This window comes from Nonomuraea sp. NPDC049695 (assembly GCF_040674955.1).
In the GTDB taxonomy this organism is placed as follows: Bacteria; Actinomycetota; Actinomycetes; order Streptosporangiales; family Streptosporangiaceae; genus Nonomuraea; species Nonomuraea helvata.
This window is the reverse complement of the sequence record NZ_JBFANV010000058.1, coordinates 1-20,267: the sequence shown is the minus strand read 5'-3', so window position 1 is coordinate 20,267 and position 20,267 is coordinate 1. Positions and strand designations below refer to the sequence as shown.

Below are 20,267 nucleotides of genomic sequence, written 5' to 3'. Positions count from 1 at the left end.
CCTGTCCTAGCCTCCTCGCCAGATCCGCAGGTAGGCCTCGCGGTAGCCGCGCGGGTCCCATGACGTGGCGCCGTTCACGTTCTCCGTCGTGGTCAGATGCACCGGCGAGACGTAGCCGCTCGGCGGGCGACCGGCGAACGCGCGGTTCAGCTCGTCGACGATCTGGCTGCCCTGCGCGTTCAACGGCTCGGGGACGGTCGCCTGCTGGAACTGGCGGTCGCGGATCCGCTCGAACGCCGACGGATCGCCGTCCCCGGCGCCGATCGAGTAGGGAGGCCCGCCGCCTGGCCGGCCGGCGTCGCGCAGCGCCGGAGCGGCGTCGGCCAGATAGAGGTCGTTGACGGCGACCGAGTGCGTCCAGCGGTCGACGAACCGTGCCAGCAGGGACGAGACCGCCTGCGGCACGCGGCTGCCCGCGTCGGGGAGCGGGATGTTCTCGTAGGAGAGGAGCTTGACGCCGGAGCAGCTCAGCAGGGTCTTCTTGATGAGCTGGGACTTGTTCTCCGCGAACGGGATCGAGGAGTCGGTGAAGACCACGACTCCGGCGTCGCCCTTCGACCTGGCGATGATCCAGTACGCGCTGATCCTCGCGACGTCCTCGACCCTGCTCGTGACGTTGGTGAACAGCTTGGGACGCGCGCTGGGGCCGGGCGACCTGGTCGCGTGCCAGCCCACGAGCGGGATGCCGGCGGCGTTGGCCTGCTTGACCTGCTGAGCCACGGAGTTCGGGTCGAACCCGCCAATGACGATCCCCGACGGCCGGAGCGCGATCGCCTGACCCAGAGCCGCCCGTATCCCGGCGGGGGTGCCCTGGCCGTCGATCACGCGGACGCTCCATCGTACGGACCGCGCGGCGTCCTGCACCCCGCCGGCGACGCCGGCCACGCCGGGGTTGGTCATGGTCGACGCGACGAAGACGACGCTCTTGCCGGGAACGGCCCGCGGCCCGCTCGTGGGACCGGTCCAGGGGACGTCCACCGCTTCGGCCCGCGCGACCTCCCGCGCGGCGGTGCCGACCACGCCGGGGCACGGGCTCGCTGAGGGGATCCGGCCGGGGGCGGGGTGCTCCGGGCCGCGCGAGCAGCCGCCCGCGAGCACGGCGGCCAGCGCCAGCGCCGCGCCGGCCCGGATGAGGTTCATGTCCGGCTCCTCATTGGGCGCGGGCGTGCGCCCGGCGCCGCGCGGAGTAGCCGGCCAGCCCGACCGCGATCAGCAGGGTGATGCCGTTGAACAGGGGGGTCACCCAGAAGTCGGCTCCCAGCTGGCTGATGCCGGACAGCCCGATGGCCAGGACCGCGACGGCGACGACCGTGCCCCACGGGTTCGGCCGCCCGGGCCTGATCGTGGTGGAGCCGAGCAGGGCGGCCACGAACGCCGGCAGCAGGTAGTCCAGCCCGACGCTCGGGTTGCCGATCTGCTGCTGGGCGGCGAGCAGGACCCCGGCGAAGCCGGTCACCAGGCCGGAGATCGCGAAGGCGAGGATGACGTAGTGGCGGATCGGGATCCCGACCAGTTCCGCCGCTCGCGGGTTCGAGCCGATGACGTAGAGGTAGCGGCCCACGGCGAGCCGTTCCAGCATGAGCCAGAGCGCGGCGGCCAGGGCGAGGACGTAGAAGGCGGGCACGGGCACGTTGAGCAGCCTCGACTCGTACAGGCCTGTCAGGCCCTCCGGCAGGCCACGGGGGCCCGGGAAGATCCGGGCGCCATGGGTCACCCAGCCCGTGATCGCGTACAGGACGCTGCCGGTGCCGAGCGTCGCGACGAACGAGTCGATGCGGACGAACTCCACGAGCAGGCCGTTGACCATGCCGACCACGACTCCGCCGGCGAGCACGGTGAGGCAGGTCTGCGGCCACGGCCATCCGGCGTTGACGACGAGGAGCAGCGTCATGACATGCCCCAGCCCCAGTCCGTACCCGATGGACAGGTCGAAGTGCCCCGTGACGATGGGGATCATCGCGCCCAGCGCCAGGATCGCGATGATCGAATAGGCGGAGACGATGGCCGTCAGGTTGGCCATGGTGGGGAACGTGTCCGGCAGCGCCAGCGCGAACACGGCGAACAGGACGACGGCCAGCACGAGCAGTCCGTAGCCGCTGATCAGCCGGTCGGCGGAGAGCCGTCGCCGGCGCGCGGGATCGTTGATCAGCAACGGCCCGTCCCGCAGGTCGTGGCCGCGCGGGCGAGGGCTGCGGCGGTGAGGGCGGCGCCGCCCAGCTCGGCGGTCACCGCTCCCCGCGCGAACACCAGGGCGCGGTCGCACAGGTTCACGACTTCCTCGAAGTCGGCCGAGACGAGGAGCGCGGCCATCCCGGTCGCCAGGGCCTCGTCGAGCAACCGCTGGATCTCGGCCTTGGCGCCCACGTCGACGCCGGCCGTGGGCTCCTCGAGGACCAGGAGGCGGGGGCGGGCCGTGAGCGACCGCCCGATCAGCATCTTCTGCTGGTTCCCGCCTGACAGATCACCGAAGGGCGCCTCCGTGTCGGCGGGGCGGACGTGCAGACGCGTCATGAGCTCGGCCGTCTCGGCGCGCTCACGACGCGGGCTCAGCGGGCTCAGCGGCGATCGGCCGCGCGTCCCGGGGTTGGCCAGGAGGTTCTCCCGTACGCTCAGGTTCTCGGCGGCCCCTTCCTCGTGCCGGTTGCCGGTGACGAGGCCGACGCCCGCGCCGACGGCCGCCGAGATCGAGGCCGGCCGGTACGGGCGGCCGCCGAGCAGCACGCGGCCCGACAGCATGGGGCGCGCGCCGGCCAGCACACGCCCGATCTCCCAGTGCCCGGCGCCCGCGAGCCCGACAAGGCCGAGCACCTCGCCGCCCCGGAGGGCGAATCCGACCGGGCCGGCCTGGCTGGTGCGCACGCCCTCCAGGCGGAGGAGTATCTCCCGTGGCCTGCGGACGTGGGGCCGGTGGCGGGTGCTCTCCCGTCCGACGATGTCGCGTACGAGGCCGGCCGGATCGCGGCCGGCGAGCGGGCCCTGGCTGACGAGAAGGCCGTCGCGCAGCACGGCGACCCTGTCGGCGACCCGGTAGACCTCGTCGAGCCGATGGGTGACGTAGAGGATGCCGTGACCGCGGTCACGGAGCGTGCACAGGACGTCGAAGAGCCGGCCGCGTTCGGCGAGGGGCAGGGAGGCGGTCGGCTCGTCGAGCACGACGATCCTCGCGTCCGTGGCCAGCGCGCGGGCGATGGCCACGAGCGAGCGCTCCGCGCGCGTCAGGTGAGCGACCTGCTCGTCCGGGTCGAGGTGGCAGGCGACGATCCGGAGGGCGTCCAGGCAGCGGTCGTCCACCGCGCGCCAGGATATGAGGCCGCCGCGCCGGGCGTATCCGGCGCCGAGTGCGACGTTCTCCGCGACGGTCATCCACTCCACGAGGCCGAGGTCCTGGTGGATGAACGCCATGCGAGCGGCGGCGGCGCGGCTGCCCAGCGGCTGTCCGGCCACGGTCACCTCTCCCCCGTCGGCCTGGTGGATCCCGGCCAGGATCTTGATCAGCGTCGACTTGCCGGCGCCGTTCGCGCCGAGCAGGGCCAGGATGTCGCCGCGGTGGAGCTCGAGATCCACGCCGTCCAGCGCGCGGATGCCGCCGAAGTGCTTGCGCAGACCCCTGATCCGGATGAGCGGATCGGGGACGCTCGCCGGTCCCGGACTGATCATCACGATGCCTCAACCGGCCTGGCGCGCGGTCCACGTCTTGGCCACCTGCGACCTGGACGTGAAGTTCAGCTTGCGCAGGATGTTCTCCACGTGGCACTCGGCGGTGCGCTGCGAGATGACCAGGGCATCGGCGATCTGCTTGTTGCTCAGGCCCTGGGCGACGAGTTCGGCGATCTCCCGCTCTCTGCGGGTGAGGATCGAGGTGACGTCGGACTCGGGCTGGAGGGCTTCCGCGGGCCGGGTGAGCTTCTCGTCCAGCGCGCACGCCGCGGCCTGGTCGAGACTGAACTCCGAGCCGCGGTCGAAGGCCGCCTTGAACGTCGCCTCCTTGAGGTGCTGCCGGACGGCGGACTCGCACCGGTCGTGCAGGCCCGCCAGGTGACCGAGCCCCGGCAGTGACGTGCCGATCGACCGCCAGACCATGTGGGCGGCGCCCAGCATCTGCGCGGCCTGCTCGTGCTGCCCGTCGTCGGCCAGGATCCAGGCCAGCCCCTCCAGGCACTGGGCGAGGCCCAGGTGGTCGTTGCAGCGCAGCTTCAGCCGGACGGCGTCCCGCATCATGCTCACGGCCGGCCGGTACGCGCCCTGCCGCCACCGGTCCAGAGCCACGACCCACAGCGCGTACGAGACCGACCATTCGGCGTTCGCCTGCTCGGCCGTCTCCAGGACCTCCTCGCAGAGCTTCGCCGAACGCCGATCGCCCATGAGGACGGCGGTCATGGCCAGCTGGAAGAGCGCCACCCAGGCATTGCCCCGATGGCCCAGGGCGCGCCGCCGGGCCAGGGCCTCTTCCAGGAGCTCGAACGCCCGGCCGAAGTCGCCGGCCAGCAACGTCGCGAACCCCGTGATGTGGACCGCCCCGGCGAGCTGGGCCTCGTCGCCCAGCCGGGCCGCCAGCTCCCGGCACTCTTCCAGCAGCGGCTTGGCGGCCTCCGCCTCTCCGCGCAGCAGCACGAGCCACGCGTCCACCCACAGGGCCTTGGCCCGTACGCTGCCGGCGTCGGCCTCCTGGGCCAGCGCCCGCTCCAGCCAGTGGTGGCCTTCGCTCGGAGAGCTCCACGAAAGCCGGTGGCTCCACATCGCGCCGGCGATCTCGAGCGCGGCCCAGGCCTCCCCCGGCTCGCTCAGGCAGAACTCCAGCGCGGCCCGCACGTTCCCCTGCTCCTCGGTGAGGCGGCCCAGCCACTCCATCTGGTGCTCGCCGAACCACTCGGTCTCGGCCTGCGCGGCCAGCCCGCGGCACCAGTCGCGGTGGCGCAGCCGGAGGGATCTGTCCTGGCCGGCAGCCGCGAGCCGCTCGAGTCCGTACTGGCGCAGGGTGTCCAGCATCCCGAAACGGCCCCGCCCACGGCGCTGCACGATCGACTTGTCCACCAGCCGGCCGAGCACGTCGAGCACGCTTTCTGGGGCGATCCCGTCCTCCGAGCACACATGTTCGATCGCTTCCAGGCGACAGCCGCCGGAGAAGACCGACAACCGCTCCCACAGCGCCCGTTCCTCGGCGGAGCACAGGTCATAGCTCCAGTCCAGCAGCGCCCGCAACGTCTTCTGCCGCGGCGGCGCGGTGGTGGGCCCGGTCGTCAGCAGCCGGAACCGGTTGGCGAGGCGCTCGAGGATCTGCTCCACGGACAGGACCTGCACGCGCACCGCGGCGAGCTCGATGGCCAGCGGGATACCCTCCAGCCGCCGGCACAGCTCCGCCACCGTCGCGCTGTTGGCGTCGTTGACCCGGAAGTCGTGCACGACGGACGCGGCGCGATCCTCGAACAGCCGCACGGCCTCGTTCTGCAGGGCGTCGTCCATCGTCGCCTCGGCCGCCTCCGGCACCGTCAGCGGCGGGACCTCGAGGATCCGCTCCCCCGTGAGGTGCAGCGCCTGCCGGCTCGTGGCCAGGACGCTCAGGCCAGGAGCCATCGCCAGCAGGTCACCGGCCAGGGCGGCGCACTGGCTGAGCAGGTGCTCGCAGTTGTCCAGCACCAGCAGCGACCGCTTGTCACGCAGGTACTCGGCGAGCGAGGCCAGGTCCGGCTGGGGGCAGCCGACGACACCGGCGACCGTGTCCGCGAGCAGGTCCCCCGCCGTCAGCGGAGCCAGGTCGACCAGCCAGATCCCGTCACGGAACTCCCGCGACATCTCCGCGGCGATCCGGAGCGCCAGCCGGGTCTTGCCCACCCCGCCCACACCGGTGAGCGTCACCATCCGGCCGGTCGCGAGCAGGCGCTTGCCCTCGGCTATTTCCTGCCTGCGACCGACGAAGCTGGTGAGCTCGAGCGGGAGGTTCCCCGCACGAGATCGGGTCATCGCCTCCATAGCACCCAGTTCACCTGACTCAAGGAAGTCGCCGATGATGCGTAACGTAATCTTTCGGCTTTTTGACCTGGTTATCGGGATGACACGCATGGCCACCGCCGCATTCCCCGCGACATGTTTACTTACCCGTGGCGGGTAATGCCATGGCACGGCACGTGTAAATGCTGCTCTAGTCGGGCATCTCCGGGCTGCTGGACGGTCTGCGAGGGCGCAGGCCGTCGAGCGCGATCTCGACATACCGCCGCCAGTCACCGGCCGAGTTGCGAATGACGGCCGCCAGGCCGCAAACGACCATGTTGACGTCCGCGGTCGTCGCGTCCGGCGATCGCCCGCCAGCACCTCGCCGACGTGGCGCAGGAACAGGTCGAGCGCCTGCACCGGATCGGACTCGGCCGGGCATCGCGCCCGCGCGAAGGCGAGCATCTCGGCGGAACGCTGCTCCGCGACGGCCTCGATCAGCACCTCACGGGTCGGGAACTTGCGGTAGAGGGTCCCGACGCCGACTCCGGCCACCCGGGCGACCTCCGACATCTGCACGTCATGACCATGCTCGGAGAACAGCTCCCGGGCTGGTCCGCGACATCCCCCGCCATGTCCACCATGTCGCCGACGAATGCGTCTACGTGCTCGACGGCGTGCTGGAGGTCGAGTTCGACGACCGGGTCGAGCACGTCGCCGCGGGCGGGTTCGTGCTGCTGCCGCACGGCGTCCCGCACGCCCTGCGCAAGGGCTCCGCCCCCACGGGTGATCCAGATCTCCACGCCCGGAGGATGGGAGTGCTACCTCGAGGACCTCTTCGAGGCCGGGCCGGAGGCCACCACCACTGACGGACAGCTCGACCCGGAGAAGCTCAACCGCATCGCCGCCAAGTACGAGATCACGTACGAGGAGCGGTAGTCACCCGTGGCGGGCACGGCGTCCGTTTTGAGAAGGTTGACGGTGTGAGCACCACCTTTGACCTGACCCTCTGGTACGACAGGCCCGCCACCGACTGGGAGACCCAGGCGCTGCCCATCGGCAACGGCCCCTTGGGCGCCATGATCTTCGGCGGCGTGGCGTCCGAGCAGATCCAGTTCAACGAGAAGACGTTATGGACCGGGGGTCCGGGCTCGCCGGGCTACGACCACGGCAACTGGAAGAGCCCGCGCCCGGACGCCGTCGCCGAGGTCCAGCGGCAGATCGACCGCGACGGCAGGATGGCGCCGGACGACGTGGCCGCCAAGCTGGGCCAGGCCAAGACCGGCTTCGGCGCGTACCAGACCTTCGGCGATCTCCACCTCGACTTCGCCGGCGCGCCCGAGAACCCCACCGCCTACCGCCGGGAGCTGAGCCTGGAGGAGGCCGTGGCCCGGGTCGGCTACACCGCGGACGGTGTCCGCCACACGCGCGAGTGCTTCGCGGCCAACCCCGGCAACGTGATCGTCGGACGGCTCTCCGCCGACCAGGGCGGCAAGGTGTCGTTCACGCTGCGGCACACCTCGCCGCGCGACGACAAGACCGTCACGGCCAGAGGGGGCCGGCTCACCATCCGGGGCCGGCTGAGCGACAACGGGATGGCGTTCGAGGCCCAGGTGCAGGTGATCGCCGAGGGCGGCACCCGTACCGACGACAGGGACAGGATCACCGTCACCGGCGCCGACAGCGCCGTGTTCGTGCTGTCGGCCGGCACCGACTACGCCGACACCTACCCCGCCTACAGGGGCGAGGACCCGCACGCCAAGGTCACCGCCGCGGTGGACGCCGCCGCCGCCAAGAGCTACGACGAGCTCAAGAAGGCGCACGTCGCCGACTACCGCGAGCTGTTCGACCGCGTGCGGCTGGACCTCGGCGGCCCGGCGCCGGCCGTCCCCACCGACCGGCTGCGCCAGAGCTACACCGGCGGCGACTCGCCCGGTGACCGGGCGCTGGAGGCGCTGTTCTTCGCCTACGGCCGCTACCTGCTCATCTCCTCCTCCCGCGAGAACGACGTGCTGCCCGCCAACCTGCAAGGCGTGTGGAACGACTCCACCAGCCCGCCCTGGGCGGCCGACTACCACGTCAACATCAACCTGCAGATGAACTACTGGCTCGCCGAGCAGACCCATCTGCACGAGACCACGCGGCCCTACGACCGCTACATCGCGGCCCTGGTCGCACCGGGGCGCAAGACCGCTCAGGAGATGTACGGGGCGCGCGGCTGGGTGGTCAACAACGAGACGAACCCCTTCGGCTTCACCGGCGTGCACGCCTACGCCACCTCGTTCTGGTTCCCCGAGGCCGCCGCCTGGACCGCCCAGCACCTGTACGACAGCTACCGCTTCACCGGCGACCTGGGCTACCTGCGCGAGACCGCGTACCCGGTGATCAAGGGCGCGGCGGAGTTCTGGCTGGACTTCCTGCACACCGACCCGCGTGACGGCAGGCTCGTGGTCTCCCCGAGCTACTCCCCCGAGCACGGCGACTTCTCCGCGGGCGCGTCGATGTCGCAGCAGATCGTCCGCGAGGTGTTCACCAACGCCCTGGCCGCGGCGGAGCAGCTCGGCGTGGACGAGGCGTTCCAGGACGAGGTGCGGGCGGCCCTGGCCGCGCTCGACCCGGGCCTGCGCATCGGCTCCTGGGGGCAGCTGCAGGAGTGGAAGAGCGACTGGGACTCCAGGACCGACACCCACCGGCACGTCTCCCACCTGTACGCCCTGCACCCGGGCGACCAGATCGCGGCCGGCACGCCGGAGGCCGAGGCGGCCAAGGTCTCGCTGAACGCGCGCGGCGACGGCGGCACCGGCTGGTCCAAGGCCTGGAAGATCAACTTCTGGGCGCGGCTGCTGGACGGCGACCACGCGCACAAGATGCTCACCGAGCAGCTCAAGAGCTCCACGCTGGACAACCTGTGGGACACCCACCCGCCGTTCCAGATCGACGGCAACTTCGGCGCCACCTCCGGCATCGCCGAGATGCTCCTGCAGAGCCGACACGGCGTGGTGCACGTGCTGCCCGCGCTGCCGTCCGCCTGGAAGGACGGCTCGGTGTCGGGCCTGCGCGCCCACGGCGACGTCACCGTGGACGCCGCCTGGAAGGACGGCGCCCCGGACACCGTCACCGTGCGCCCGGGCAGGACCGGCCCGATCAGGGTCAGGTCGCCGTTCATCGCCGGGCGCTACCGCGTCCGCGACGAGCAGGGCCAGGAGGTGCGCCCACGCCGCGACGGTGACGTGCTGAGCTGGGACGCCCGTGCCGGCAAGGCGTACACGATCCAGAACGACATGCGATGATCAGGGCGCACCATCACGTTCGAGGTGAACGACATCGTGGCGGCGCTGCTGCGCCACATCACCTGATGGTCGGGCGTGCCGGCGCTCAGGAGCGCAGGGCGTCGCGGAGGAACTCGCCGCCCTGCTGGGTGGCCGCCTTCGCGGCGTGCGTGTCGCGCATCGCGTTGACCATGACGAAGTCGTGGATGATCCCCTGGTAGCGCACGGCCGTGACGGGGACGCCGGCGGCGCGCAGCTTGGCGGCGTACGCCTCGCCCTCGTCGCGGAGCACGTCGGCCTCGGCCACGATGACCAGCGCGGGCGGCAGACCGGCGAGCTCGTCCAGGCTCGCGCGCAGCGGCGAGGCGGTGATCTCCGCTCGCTGGGCGGGGTCGGTCGTGTACTGGTCCCAGAACCACTTCATGCCGTCGCGGCTGAGGAAGTAACCGGTGGCGAACTGCTCGTAGGAGCCGGTGTCGAAGTTCGCGTCGGTGACGGGGTAGAACAGCAGCTGCGCGGCGAGCCTCGGCCCGTTGCGCCGCTTGGCCAGGATGGTGGTCGCCGCGGTCATGTTGCCGCCGACGGAGTCGCCGGCCACCGCGATGCGGGCCGGGTCGAGGTCGTGCTCGGCCCCGTGCTCGGAGATCCACTGGAGTGCGGCGTAGCTCTCCTCGATCGCGGTGGGGTACTTGGCCTCCGGCGAGAGGCTGATATCGGGCATGCTCACTCGCTCTCTCCAGGTGCATGTGCGCCGCCGGTGGGCGGCCCATGCCGCCAGCATCGCAATCCGCCCATACGGGAAGCATCAGGAAGTTGACTGCCCATTTCGACGTGTCAGCACCGCATCCAAGCTGAAGGGCTTATTTGCAAGTTACTGGTGCTTTGGGGTGTTTTCGGGGTGGCGTTCAACGGCGTGCGGGCGCCGGCTCTTCCTCTCTTGAGGAGATGATCAGCGATTCAGGATGGCGGCGAGCGCGGCGCGGTCGTTGACGCCGGTCTTGTCGTAGACGGCGTACAGCGTGTTGGCCACGGTGCGGACGGACACGACCAGCCGCTCGGCGATCTCGCGGTTCGTCAGCCCCTGGGCGGCCAGCACCGCGATCTCGCGCTGCCTCGGCGTCAGGCCCGGGACGTCGAGGTCCATCAGGGCGAGCGTGCGGGCGCCCTGGCAGCGCTGGGAGAGCCGCCAGGCGCGGGTCTCCGCCGCCCGCGCGCCGCGCCACAGCCCGGCCTCGCGGTGGCGGGCGGCCGCCTGCGCCGCCGCCTCCGCCGCGTACAGCAGCAGGCCGAGCCGCTCGAAGCCCTCCGAGACCGCGTCGAGCTCCGCGCCGTCGCGGGCGGCGGCGTGCCGTGCGAAGAGCGCGACCAGCGGGCTCTCCACGTCGAGCGCGGCGAGCCTGGCGGACACCAGGTCGGGACGGCCCAGCCGGACGACGTCGTGCAGCGCGAACGGCACGTCGCAGGGCAGCGCGCTCTCGGCGGTCTCCAGGCAGAGATCGACGGCCCCGGCCGCGTCGCCGCGACCGGCCAGCGTCCACGCGCGGGCGAAGCGGAGGGGCAGGACGACGTACGGGCCGATCGGCATGCCCGTGGCCTCCGCCCGCGCCAGGGCCTCCTCGGCCGCGGCCAGGTCGCCGACGAGCGCGTACGCGTGCGCGAGCTCGCCCAGGCAGGCTCCGGCCAGCACGCCGGTGGGCGGCAGCCGCGCGACGGTGTCGCGGGCCCAGGCGAGCGCGTCGGTGAGCCGGCCGCGCAGCCGCAGCACGCGGGCCTTCGCTGTGCCGAACTCCAGGATCGCCCGCGTCCAGCTGCCGAACCGGCCGCCCAGGTCGTATCCCTCATCCGCGAACCGCTCGGCGCTGTCCAGGTCGCCGAGCAGCAGCGCGGCGTTCGCGGCGTAGCCGGTCAGGGCGGCGGAGAGGCTGCGCATGGCGTCCGGTTCCTTCGCGAGCCTGGCGCGGGCCTCCGCCACGCGGGCCAGGCATTCCGCGGCCCGGCCCCGTGCCAGCAGGACGGCCGCGTCGGCCCCGCCGATCATGCGTTCGCCGTGCGGGCTGAGCGGGCCCAGGTCCCGCGTCCGCGCGAGCAGGTCCTCTGCGGCGGCGACGTCGCCGGTGAGTGCGGCGAGGACGGCCCGCATGATCAGGATGCCCTGCCGCGCGCCGTCGCCGCCGGCGAGCCGGGTGGTCTCCTCCAGGACGGCTCGTGCCCGTGGGACGTCGCCGAGCCCGACGGTCAGGTTCAGTGCCCGCTGGACGCCCAGGTCGGTCCGGGCCACCTCGGTCATCTCCGCCGCCCAGGCGGTGGCGTACATCTCCTCGGCCTCGGTGTGCCGGTCGGTGTAGAACAGCACGGTGCCCAGCGCGGCCAGCGCGGGCGTCCCGCCGCCCGCGGCCACGGCCGCGCGTCCGAGCCGTACGGCCAGCTCCAGGTCCCGGACGACCCGGGCGCGCTCGCAGCCCGCCAGCAGCAGCCCGGGATCGCCGGGCAGGCCGCTGTCCAGCCGCCAGACGGCCACCCTGAGCACGTCCTCGCGCCGTCGCAGCCCGGCCTCGGTGACCGCCTGGGCCAGTCGGCGCATCATCGTGCGGGCGCGCAGCACGCCGCAGCCGTCCCTGATGACCTCGCCGTACAGGGGGTGCGCGAGCCGTACCTGGAGCCGCCGGCCGTCCGCCTGCACGGTGACGAGCTGCCGGTCCTCCAGGTGCTGGACGGCGTCGAGGGAGCCGAGGACGGCCAGCAGGTCGGCGCCGAGCGGCTCGCCGTACGCCAGGAGCTCCAGCGCCTCCCGCTCCCGCGCGGTCAGCTCGCCGATGCGGCCCGCGATGGTCTCGCGCAGCGTGGGCGTGATCGTCAACGGCCCACGCCAGCGCCACACGTCCCCGTCCTCGGTGAGGATCCCGGACAGCACGAGCTCGTGCAGGTAGAGGACGTTGCCCTGGCTGGCGCGCCACAGCCGGGCCACGGTCGCCGCCTCCACCCGGCCGCCCAGAGCGGCCTCCAGGACGGCCTCCGTCTCCTCCAGGGAGAACGGCTCCAGCTCCAGCCGCGGCACCAGATCGTCCTTCCACAGGGCGAGGACCGCGTCCGGCACGGGCGTCCGGCTGCGGAGCGTCGCGATCACGCGGGTGCCGCCCCGCGTCACGAGGTGGTGGACGAGCGCGGCCGAGGCCGGGTCGAGCAGGTGGGCGTCGTCCACCACCAGCACCGGCGCGCGCAGCGCGGCGGCCGCCCAGCCCAGCGGGTTGCCGGCGGGCGGCGTGGCGGGGAGCAGCGGGGCGAAGGCACCCAGCGGGATCTCCGCGGCGGCCGCGGTGGCCCGCGCCCAGGCGACCCCGTCGAGACCGTGTACGGCCTGCGCCGCCAGGCGGCTCTTGCCCGTCCCCGGCGGACCGGCGACGACCACGCCCCGGGAGGCGGAGCTGATCTCCGCGAGTTGCGTCGCACGCCCGATGAACGGCCAGGAGGCTGCCACGGCGAAAGCGTATTTGAGTAGGCCATGCTCATGCGAGAGCGCCGTCGCACCCAGCATGCTGGGGCCCATGACCGTGACGCTGACCACCGGCCTGACGGACCTCGTCCGCGCGAGCCTCGGCGACCCGCTGGCCGAGATCGCCGAGCAGCACGTCGAGCTGCTTCACCATGGTCCCGGGTCGTTGTCGACGGCCTCGCTCCACCGCGTGCGCGGCACGACGACCGGCGGCGTGAGCTGGTCGTTCTTCGTCAAGTCGATCCACGCGATCAAGCACTCGGCCTTGTTCGCGGCGATACCCGAGGAGACGCGGGCCGCGGCGCTCGCGCACTTCCCCTGGCGGGCCGACGCGGACGTCTACCTGGCCCGCCCGCCGCTTCCCGCCGGGTTGCGGCTGCCCCGGATGTACCGGCTGGACGACCTGGGGGACGACCGGCTCGTCATGTGGCTGGAGGACGTGCCGGTCGCTCCCGCCGCGTGGGACCTGGACCGCTACCGCGTCGCCGCCCGCCTGCTGGGCGACCTGGCCGCCGCCCGGCCCGTGGCGGGCCGCTCGGCCGCGCCGCGCGAGCCGCTCAACCGCAGCCTCCACTACTACTGCGCGGGTCCGGTCGCCGGCCTGTTCCTGCCGATCCTGCGGGACCCGGCGACGTGGCGCCATCCGCTGGTCGCCGCCAACGCCGACCCTCTGCTGCGAGCCGACCTCCTGGCCCTCGCCGACCGGATCGACCTGCTGCTGGACGCCCTGGACCGCCTCCCGCACACCCACGTCCACGGCGACGCCGGCCCCATGAACCTGCTGGTCCCGGCCGACGGCTCGGCGGAGTTCGTGGCCGTCGACTGGGGCTGGCCGTACCCGGCGGCCGTGGGCTTCGACCTCGGCCAGCTCCTGGTCGGCCGCGCGCACACCGGCGAGCTCGACCCCGCGGACCTGCCGGCCGTCCATGAGGCGATCGAGGCCGCGTACGCCGCCGCGACGGCCGACGTCGCGGATCCCGGCGAGGTCTCCTTCGGCTACGTCGCCGCGCTGGTGCTGCGCAGCGCGTGGACCGCGATCCCCATCGAGCTTCTGGGCCAGGAGCCCACCCCCGAGCTGCACGACCTGTTCCGCAGGCGGGCCGCGCTCGCCCGCTTCATCGTCGATCTGGGACGCTCCCTGCTCCCCTAGCCGTGACGGATGCCGACCACGGCGGCGGGCCCGTGCCCGTACGGGCCGGCGGTCGCGAGGGCGAGGTGGCCCCCGGCCTCCCGGAGGTGGAGCAGGACAGGGCGGTCGACGGTGATGTCCGGGCCGCCGGGCACGCGGAGCACGCCGGGCTCGTGGAAGACGGCCTGGACGACGCCCAGCGCGCTGTGCCGTACCGCCTGCAGCCGCGGGGTGTTGGCGAGCACGCTGATCGCCTCCGGGGCGCCGGCCTCACCGGGGACCGTGATGTAGGCGTAGGACGCGTCGCCGGGCCGCACGCCGTGGTCGATCCAGAGCTCGAGGATCGGGGCGCTGAGCGGGGCGTCGGACTGGGAGCGGTTGAGCTCGGCCCAGCTGCCCTGGCGCAGGCCCGCGCGTACGGTCACCGTGGCCGGCTCGGGGAAGACGTAGGTGACGCCGTCGTGGTGGATCCGGCGCGCGTCCGGGCAGACGGTGGTGCAGCCCGGCGCGACCACGGCGGTGTCGCAGACGACCCGGCCCGTCAGCGCGCTCTGGTCGATCGTGGTGTGCACGGGCGCGTCCGCGTCGCCGCAGCTGATGCCGGCGCCCAGGGCGACGTACTCGTCGGCGAAGAAGAACCAGGCCTTGCGTGCCTCGAGCCCGTCCCGTCGCAGGTGCATGGCGGCCAGGCCGTACTCGCCGTCGGACAGGCCGCCCGAGAAGCCGGATCCCCCGGCGTCCTCGTCGAAGCCGGAGGACACCGGCAGCGGGCCGGCCCGGTAGACGACCGTGGTGCCCGGCAGGTGCCGCCAGTCCCACACCGGCCACAGCTCGGCGTGCTCGCGCCCGGCACGCCACAGGGGCGTGAAACCGTCGCAGAGGTGCCGGCCCTTCAGCCCCTCCCCGTTGCCGGCCTCGGACAGCACGGTACGGGTCGATGACGTCTTCACCGCCGCCGACCAGCCGGGACGGTGCACCGCCAGGTAGTCGGAGCGCCAGAAGTAGCGCGCACCGGCGACCAGCGGCTTTCCGGAGTCGAGACGGTCGGCGAAGTCGGCGAGCTCCTGCCGCCGGGGCGCGTCGGTCAGGGCGCGGGCGGCCGCGGCCAGCTCGCGCGCCTGCCCGGAGTTGCCCTGCCTGGAGCTCTCGCGTCCCATGCAGGCGATGTCGTACCGCCCGCCGTGCACCATCCACCGCTGACCGTCCAGGAGGAAGTCGGCGAGCACGGAGAGCGCCCGGCCGGAGAAGGCCGGCGGCGTCCCCGCGGCCAGGGCGGCCAGCGCCGCCGCGTCCCTGGCGAAGGCGTGGCCGTAGCCGCCGGAGTACAGCTGGGCGCCGTGCTGGTGGAAGCTCTGGTCGGCCTGGATGCCCTCGCCTTCCCCGACGGCCAGCGCTGCCTCCACGCGGCCGAACGCGTCGGACAGGACGTCGAGATCGCCCGTCAGCAGGCCGCGGCGGATCGCGACCTCCGCCGCCCACAGCAGGTTCTGGCCCGCCATCCGGTCCCAGGCCGCCCGCTCCAGCACGTGCGCCACACGGGAGCTCTGGCCTGCGGACAGGCGCGCGTGCAGCAGGAGGGCGGCGTCACCGAGCAGCCGCGGCGCGCCGAGCTGGTTGTACCACCAGTTGGGGCAGTGGGGATCGAGCTCCAGCCAGACGTCGAGGGCGCGTAACGCCTGGGCGGGGGCGTCGCGGGCGAGCCTCGCCAGCCGGCGCAGGTGCTCGAACGGCTCCCAGACGGCCACGTCCCGGCCCGCGTAGTCGATGTCCGGCCACGTCCCGCCGGGGCCCGGCGCGTCCACGGGGGCCGCCGAGTCCGCCAGGGCGGCCAGAAGACGGTCCCGCACGATGCCGATCGTGTTCATGCCGTCCGCCGTACCCGGAACGTGCGAATCCGGAACGGGTCAGCGGCTCACGGTGAGGTGAGCGGCTTCGTCAGGTGCCTCCCGGCGAGGGCGTCGGAGGCAGGACGGGCTCAAGGTGGAACATCCCGGTGACCATCTCACCGGCTCCTTCGGCCGGCCGGACCCGTCCGGCGACGGCCGCCAGCACGTCACAGGCGGTGACCAGGCCGACCAGCCCGCCGCCGTCGACCACCGGCACGGCGTCGCACCCGGCGTCCAGCATCGTCCCCGCCACCCTGGCCAACGGGGTGTCCGGCCGGACCACCGGTCTGCGCTCACGCCCCAGCAGCGTCCGCACCTGGCGGCCGGACTGTTCCTGCGGCCCGCCCGACCAGGACGCCGCCACCTGCTCCCGCGTCAGGATGCCCAGCACGTGCCGTCCGTCGACGACCGGCAGGTGATGCACGTCGGCGCGGCGCATCAGCTCCCAGGCCATCAACGGTGACTCGTCCGGCTTGATGGCCACCAGGACCCGGCTCATGACCTGTTCGGCGGTCAGCGATTCGACGGTCATGACCCCTCCCTCGCGACAGGCCCGCCACGTGCGTATCCCCATATGTCGACCCCTACCCTCACGCTCGAGCCTGTGTCGCGCCGGCGAGCAGCTGGGCGAAGCGCCGGGGTGAGCCCGCCTGGGCCCACATCGTCCGCTGCCTGGCCGCACCCGTGCCTCGGAGGGCGAGGCCCCGCAGGAGCAGGGCGATCGGTTCGGGCTCGGGCAGGCGCGGCAGGAGGCTCTCCAGCAGGTCGCGGTGCGGCATGACGCGCGAGGTGTACGGATCGACGGCCGGCGCGTCGAGGCCGTGGCGGGCGGCGGCGTCCAGCTCGGCGACGATCCGCCTGTCGCTCATCGCGGGGACGGGCACGCCGCGGTTCACGTCCGCGATGGCCAGGGCGACGAGCGCCCGTGCCATGGCCGCCATCAGGAGGGTGTCCTCGACCGAGAGGCAGGTGTCCATGACGCGCAGCTCCACCGTCGGGTAGCGCGGTGACAGGCGGGCGTGGAAGTACACGCTCCGCTCGTCCATGGCACGGCCGCGACGGATCAGGCGGCACACGGCGGCGTCGTAGTCGGCCGCCGACCGCCAGACGCGGGGAGGCGTCGCCGTCGGCCAGCGGCTCCACTGCCGGTGGCGGCGGCTGGCCCAGCCCGTGTCGCCGCCGTCGGCGATGGGCGAGTTGGCGCTGAGCGCCAGGAGGGTGGCCAGATAGGGCCGGAGCCGGGTGAGGATCTGCACGCCGAGCTCGCGGGAGGGGATGCCGACGTGTACGTGGCAGCCGCAGGTGCAGGAGCTCGCGACCAGGGAGCCGTGGCGGGCGGCCAGTTCCCGGTAGCGGGCGTCGGCCGTGAGGGCGGACAGGCCGGGCACCTGCCGGGGAGCGATGCCGCAGGCGACCAGGTGGCAGCCGAGCTCCTCCGCCGCACGCGAGGCGAGCGTCCGGTGGCGGGACAGCTCCTCCGCCACCTGGGCCAGGTCCGTGCACACGCCGGTGACCGTCTCGAGCTGGTAGCGCATGGCCTCGGCCTTGACATAAGGGTCGCCGTCGAGCAGCGCCAGGATCGCCGGCGCGGCGAGGGCCGGACGGCCTTCGGCGTGGTCCAGCAGCAGGAACTCCTCCTCCACGCCCACCGTCAGCGTCCGGGGACGCGCCGCAGGGATGGTCGTGCCGTATGCGCTCATCGCAACCTCCCCCGAAGCGATGACCCGCTCATCTAAGAGTCGCGCTTGGACGGCCTCCTCGGCAAGCCCGCAAAGCACCTGCTCAGTGGGCGCTTCTGAGGCGTTCTGCGGCGCTGCGAGGGCTGCCGACGGCGACCTCTCCACCGGTCCCGTCGATGGTGACGAGCGTGCCCGGCGCCATGGACGCGGGGCTGACGGACTGGCTGTTCTGTAGGACGGGACTTTCGCCTCTACGCTGACGGGCTCCGAGCAGAGAGGGTGAGGGTATGCAGGTCGACTCGTCCGGACTTCAGGTGCTCTCGCGCGCGGAGTGCCTTGACCTGCTGTCCACGGCACCGATCGGGCGGATCGTGTTCACCGATCACGCTCTGCCGGCCGTGCAGCCGGTCAACTTCCATCTCGACGGCCATTCCATCGTGATCCGCACCTCGACCGGATCGAAGCTGGCCGCCGCCACCAGAAGAGCCGTGGTGGCGTTCGAGGCCGACAATTTCGATCTGGAGCGGCGTACCGGCTGGTCCGTCACCGCGGTGGGGCTCGCGCGGGCCGTGACGGACCCGACCGAGCGCGACCGGCTGGCGGAGCTGCCGTTGACGGCCTGGGCGCCCGGGAACCGGGACCACTACATCGTGGTCGAGGCGGAGCAGGTGTCCGGCCGCCGCATCGCCGACTGAGCCGGCCTCACATCGGGACCTGCCAGCACAGCCGGGTGCCGCCCTCTTCGGAGCCGGCGAACCCCGCGGTGCCGCCCAAGCAGGCGGCCCGGTCCTCCACGTTGCGCAGGCCGCTGCGGCGTCCGGTCTCGCCCAGGCCGACGCCGTTGTCCGTGACCATGAGGACGAGTTCGGCATCGGCGGCCTGGACGAGAACATCGGCGCGGGTCGCGCGGGAATGGCGGACCACGTTGGACAGGGCCTCGCGCAGCACGGCCAGCAGATGCTCGGCGACCGGCTCGGGAACCAGGGTGTCGATCTGCCCTTCCATGCGCAGGCCCGGCATGAAGCCCAGGTGGCCGGCGGCGCCCTCCACGAGCGCCACGATCTGCCCGCGCAGGCTGGGTGCGGCCTGGGCGGAACCCTGCAGTGCGAAGATCGACGAACGGATCTGCCGGATCGTCTCGTCCAGCTCGTCGATCGCGTGCTGGACCCGTTTGGCCGCCTCCGGCCGCTCCACCAGCCGGATCGTGCTCATCAGCGTCATCGCCGTCGCGAACAGGCGCTGGATGACCACGTCGTGCAGATCTCGGGCGATGCGGTCGCGGTCCTCCAGCAGGCCCAGCCGTTCGGCGTCGCGGCGGGCCTCGGCCAGCTCCAACGCGATCGCCGCCTGGCAGGCGAACGCCTGCAGCATCTGCTGATCCGCATCGCTGAACGGCAACCGCCCGGTCCGCTTGGCCAGCACCAGCACCCCGCGCACGCTCGGCGCGTTCCCGAGCGGCGCCATCAGCACCGGCCCGTACCCCAGCCGCCGCAGCGGCGAGCCGGGACGCGGGGCGCTCTGCATGTCCGCGTCGGACATCGGCTCGCCCTCGGTGAACACCTGACCCGCGAGCGTCTCCGACACCACGAAGACGGCGCCCGGCAGCTCTTCCGCGCCCTCACCCGCCGCGAACTCCACGATCAGCGACTGCCTCGACGGCTCGGGCACGAGCACCTCGACCAGGTCCGCGTCGGTCATCTCCCGGGCGCGAGCCGCCACCAGGCTCACCACCTGGCCCAGGTCGGCACCGGACAGCAGGCTCGTGCTCACTTCGGACGACGCCTGCAGCCAGGTCTCACGCCGCCGCGACACCTCGTACAGTCGGGCGTTGTCCACGGCGACGCCGGCGGCGGTGGCCAGCGCTATCACGATGGCCTCGTCCTCCTCGTCGAACTCGCCGCCACCGCGCTTCTCGGTCAGGTAAAGGTTTCCGAAAACCTCCTCCCGCACCCGGATCGGGACGCCGAGGAAGGCGCCCATGGGCGGATGGCCGGGCGGGAAGCCGTACGACTCCGGATGGTCGGCGATGCGGGCCAACCTGAGCGGCCGCTCATCCTTGATCAGCAGGCCGATCAGGCCCAGGCCGCGCGGCCAGTGCTCGATCCTGGCGGTCTCCTCCTCGGTCAGTCCCACCGGGATGAACTGGATGAGCGTGTGCTCCTTGCCGACCACGCCGAGCGCACCGTAGCTGGCGTCCACCAGCTTCGTCGCGGTCTCCGTGATGCGGTGCAGCACGGCCTCCAGGCTGAGCTCGCCGCCCACCGTCACGATCGCCTCGAGCAGCGCGTGCACCCGGTCCCGCGTGGCCAGCACGGCATTGAGCCGCATCTGCAACTCGGCCAGCAGCTCATCGAGCCGCATCTGCGGCATCAACGGGTGACGCTCGCTCTCCACATCTCTCAGTGTCGCATCTGACCTGCGGCGATGCCCATCTCCAAGCCTGCGGTCGGATAGCGTCGTAAATATGATTCGTGTGTTCCTCGTCGACGATCACGAGGTCGTGCGGCGGGGTGTCGCGGCGCTCCTGGGGTCCGAGGAGGACATCGAGGTGATCGGCGAGGCCGGCACGGCCGAGTCGGCCATCGCTCGCGTCCCCGCGTTGCGGCCCGACGTGGCGATCCTCGACGTGCGACTGCCGGACGGCAGCGGCGTGGACGTGTGCCGGGAGGTGCGCTCCCGTCTGCCGGGGCTGGCCTGCCTGATGCTGACCTCGTTCGCCGACGACGACGCGCTGTTCGACGCGGTGATGGCGGGGGCCTCCGGCTACGTGCTCAAGCAGATCCACGGCTCCGATCTGGTGGGCGCGGTACGCACGGTCGCCTCCGGGCAGTCGCTGCTCGACCCGCAGACCACCGCCGCCATGCTGCAGCGGCTGCGCGACCAGGCGGC

At 72.7% G+C, this 20,267-nt stretch carries 15 protein-coding genes and 1 pseudogene; 5 read left to right on the top strand and 11 right to left on the bottom strand.

Going from position 1 to position 20,267, the window contains the following annotated elements:
* Nucleotides 1-6: 6 nt before the first annotated feature.
* The 5 genes from AB0J64_RS37140 to AB0J64_RS37120 all read right to left on the bottom strand — a co-directional run bounded on the left by AB0J64_RS37140 (nucleotide 7) and on the right by AB0J64_RS37120 (nucleotide 6,262).
* A complete protein-coding gene (locus AB0J64_RS37140) occupies nucleotides 7-1,140 on the bottom strand; it encodes a substrate-binding domain-containing protein (RefSeq protein WP_364037984.1) in 1,134 nt (377 codons plus the stop codon).
* Nucleotides 1,141-1,150: 10 nt separating this feature from the next.
* Nucleotides 1,151-2,152: an ABC transporter permease gene (locus AB0J64_RS37135; RefSeq protein WP_364037981.1), complete on the bottom strand. Its 1,002-nt coding sequence runs from the start codon at nucleotides 2,150-2,152 to the stop codon at nucleotides 1,151-1,153.
* On the bottom strand, nucleotides 2,146-3,657 hold the full coding sequence (locus tag AB0J64_RS37130; protein WP_364038123.1) for a sugar ABC transporter ATP-binding protein: 1,512 nt from the start codon (nucleotides 3,655-3,657) through the stop codon (nucleotides 2,146-2,148). Before AB0J64_RS37130 ends, AB0J64_RS37135 begins: the two co-directional genes overlap by 7 nt.
* A gap of 9 nt (nucleotides 3,658-3,666) precedes the next feature.
* Nucleotides 3,667-5,958 carry a LuxR C-terminal-related transcriptional regulator gene (locus AB0J64_RS37125; protein WP_364038120.1) on the bottom strand — a complete coding sequence of 764 codons (2,292 nt, stop codon included), beginning with the start codon at nucleotides 5,956-5,958 and terminating at the stop codon, nucleotides 3,667-3,669.
* Nucleotides 5,959-6,136: 178 nt separating this feature from the next.
* Nucleotides 6,137-6,262 carry a hypothetical protein gene (locus AB0J64_RS37120; protein ID WP_364038129.1) on the bottom strand — a complete coding sequence of 42 codons (126 nt, stop codon included), beginning with the start codon at nucleotides 6,260-6,262 and terminating at the stop codon, nucleotides 6,137-6,139.
* A gap of 449 nt (nucleotides 6,263-6,711) precedes the next feature.
* Between AB0J64_RS37120 and AB0J64_RS37115 the strand changes: the two genes are divergently transcribed.
* The gene (locus AB0J64_RS37115; RefSeq protein WP_364038126.1) at nucleotides 6,712-6,864 is read left to right on the top strand and encodes a hypothetical protein; all 153 of its coding nucleotides are present in this window, start codon (nucleotides 6,712-6,714) and stop codon (nucleotides 6,862-6,864) included.
* Between the two features lie 44 nt (nucleotides 6,865-6,908).
* On the top strand, nucleotides 6,909-9,215 hold the full coding sequence (locus AB0J64_RS37110) for a glycoside hydrolase N-terminal domain-containing protein (RefSeq protein ID WP_364037978.1): 2,307 nt from the start codon (nucleotides 6,909-6,911) through the stop codon (nucleotides 9,213-9,215).
* Between the two features lie 85 nt (nucleotides 9,216-9,300).
* Here AB0J64_RS37110 and AB0J64_RS37105 read toward each other — a convergent pair.
* Nucleotides 9,301-9,912 (bottom strand): annotated as a pseudogene (locus tag AB0J64_RS37105) (alpha/beta hydrolase); the annotation flags it as partial.
* A gap of 231 nt (nucleotides 9,913-10,143) precedes the next feature.
* Nucleotides 10,144-12,669 carry a LuxR C-terminal-related transcriptional regulator gene (locus AB0J64_RS37100; protein ID WP_364037975.1) on the bottom strand — a complete coding sequence of 842 codons (2,526 nt, stop codon included), beginning with the start codon at nucleotides 12,667-12,669 and terminating at the stop codon, nucleotides 10,144-10,146.
* Between the two features lie 67 nt (nucleotides 12,670-12,736).
* Here AB0J64_RS37100 and AB0J64_RS37095 point away from each other — a divergent pair, with 67 nt between their 5' ends.
* Nucleotides 12,737-13,834 carry a hypothetical protein gene (locus tag AB0J64_RS37095; RefSeq protein WP_364037972.1) on the top strand — a complete coding sequence of 366 codons (1,098 nt, stop codon included), beginning with the start codon at nucleotides 12,737-12,739 and terminating at the stop codon, nucleotides 13,832-13,834.
* On the opposite strand, the gene AB0J64_RS37090 is transcribed toward AB0J64_RS37095, so the two are convergent.
* The 3 genes from AB0J64_RS37090 to AB0J64_RS37080 all read right to left on the bottom strand — a co-directional run bounded on the left by AB0J64_RS37090 (nucleotide 13,831) and on the right by AB0J64_RS37080 (nucleotide 17,399).
* Nucleotides 13,831-15,678, bottom strand: a complete 1,848-nt coding sequence (locus tag AB0J64_RS37090) for a polysaccharide lyase family 8 super-sandwich domain-containing protein (RefSeq protein ID WP_364037969.1) — start codon at nucleotides 15,676-15,678, stop codon at nucleotides 13,831-13,833. The two genes, AB0J64_RS37095 and AB0J64_RS37090, sit on opposite strands and share 4 nt — an antisense overlap.
* 70 nt (nucleotides 15,679-15,748) lie before the next feature.
* Nucleotides 15,749-16,231, bottom strand: coding sequence for a CBS domain-containing protein (locus AB0J64_RS37085; protein WP_364037966.1), 483 nt, complete (start codon nucleotides 16,229-16,231; stop codon nucleotides 15,749-15,751).
* 58 nt (nucleotides 16,232-16,289) lie between these two features.
* Complete coding sequence (locus AB0J64_RS37080; protein WP_364037963.1) at nucleotides 16,290-17,399, bottom strand: YbdK family carboxylate-amine ligase; 1,110 nt, start codon at nucleotides 17,397-17,399, stop codon at nucleotides 16,290-16,292.
* 266 nt (nucleotides 17,400-17,665) lie between these two features.
* Here AB0J64_RS37080 and AB0J64_RS37075 point away from each other — a divergent pair, with 266 nt between their 5' ends.
* Nucleotides 17,666-18,073, top strand: coding sequence for a pyridoxamine 5'-phosphate oxidase family protein (locus AB0J64_RS37075; protein ID WP_364037960.1), 408 nt, complete (start codon nucleotides 17,666-17,668; stop codon nucleotides 18,071-18,073).
* 7 nt (nucleotides 18,074-18,080) lie between these two features.
* On the opposite strand, the gene AB0J64_RS37070 is transcribed toward AB0J64_RS37075, so the two are convergent.
* The gene (locus AB0J64_RS37070; protein ID WP_364037957.1) at nucleotides 18,081-19,772 is read right to left on the bottom strand and encodes a GAF domain-containing protein; all 1,692 of its coding nucleotides are present in this window, start codon (nucleotides 19,770-19,772) and stop codon (nucleotides 18,081-18,083) included.
* Nucleotides 19,773-19,842: 70 nt separating this feature from the next.
* Between AB0J64_RS37070 and AB0J64_RS37065 the strand changes: the two genes are divergently transcribed.
* The coding region (locus tag AB0J64_RS37065; protein WP_364037954.1) for a response regulator transcription factor at nucleotides 19,843-20,267 on the top strand (425 nt) is incomplete at its 3' end.

What these genes read in the sequence shown, in the direction of transcription:
- AB0J64_RS37140 (WP_364037984.1), bottom strand. Translation starts at nt 1,140, where the DNA reads ATGAACCTCATCCGGGCCGGCGCGGCGCTGGCGCTGGCCGCCGTGCTC.
- AB0J64_RS37130 (WP_364038123.1), bottom strand. Translation starts at nt 3,657, where the DNA reads ATGATCAGTCCGGGACCGGCGAGCGTCCCCGATCCGCTCATCCGGATC.
- AB0J64_RS37125 (WP_364038120.1), bottom strand. Translation starts at nt 5,958, where the DNA reads ATGACCCGATCTCGTGCGGGGAACCTCCCGCTCGAGCTCACCAGCTTC.
- AB0J64_RS37120 (WP_364038129.1), bottom strand. Translation starts at nt 6,262, where the DNA reads ATGGTCGTTTGCGGCCTGGCGGCCGTCATTCGCAACTCGGCCGGTGAC.
- AB0J64_RS37095 (WP_364037972.1), top strand. Translation starts at nt 12,737, where the DNA reads ATGACCGTGACGCTGACCACCGGCCTGACGGACCTCGTCCGCGCGAGC.
- AB0J64_RS37090 (WP_364037969.1), bottom strand. Translation starts at nt 15,678, where the DNA reads ATGAACACGATCGGCATCGTGCGGGACCGTCTTCTGGCCGCCCTGGCG.
- AB0J64_RS37085 (WP_364037966.1), bottom strand. Translation starts at nt 16,231, where the DNA reads ATGACCGTCGAATCGCTGACCGCCGAACAGGTCATGAGCCGGGTCCTG.
- AB0J64_RS37080 (WP_364037963.1), bottom strand. Translation starts at nt 17,399, where the DNA reads ATGAGCGCATACGGCACGACCATCCCTGCGGCGCGTCCCCGGACGCTG.
- AB0J64_RS37075 (WP_364037960.1), top strand. Translation starts at nt 17,666, where the DNA reads ATGCAGGTCGACTCGTCCGGACTTCAGGTGCTCTCGCGCGCGGAGTGC.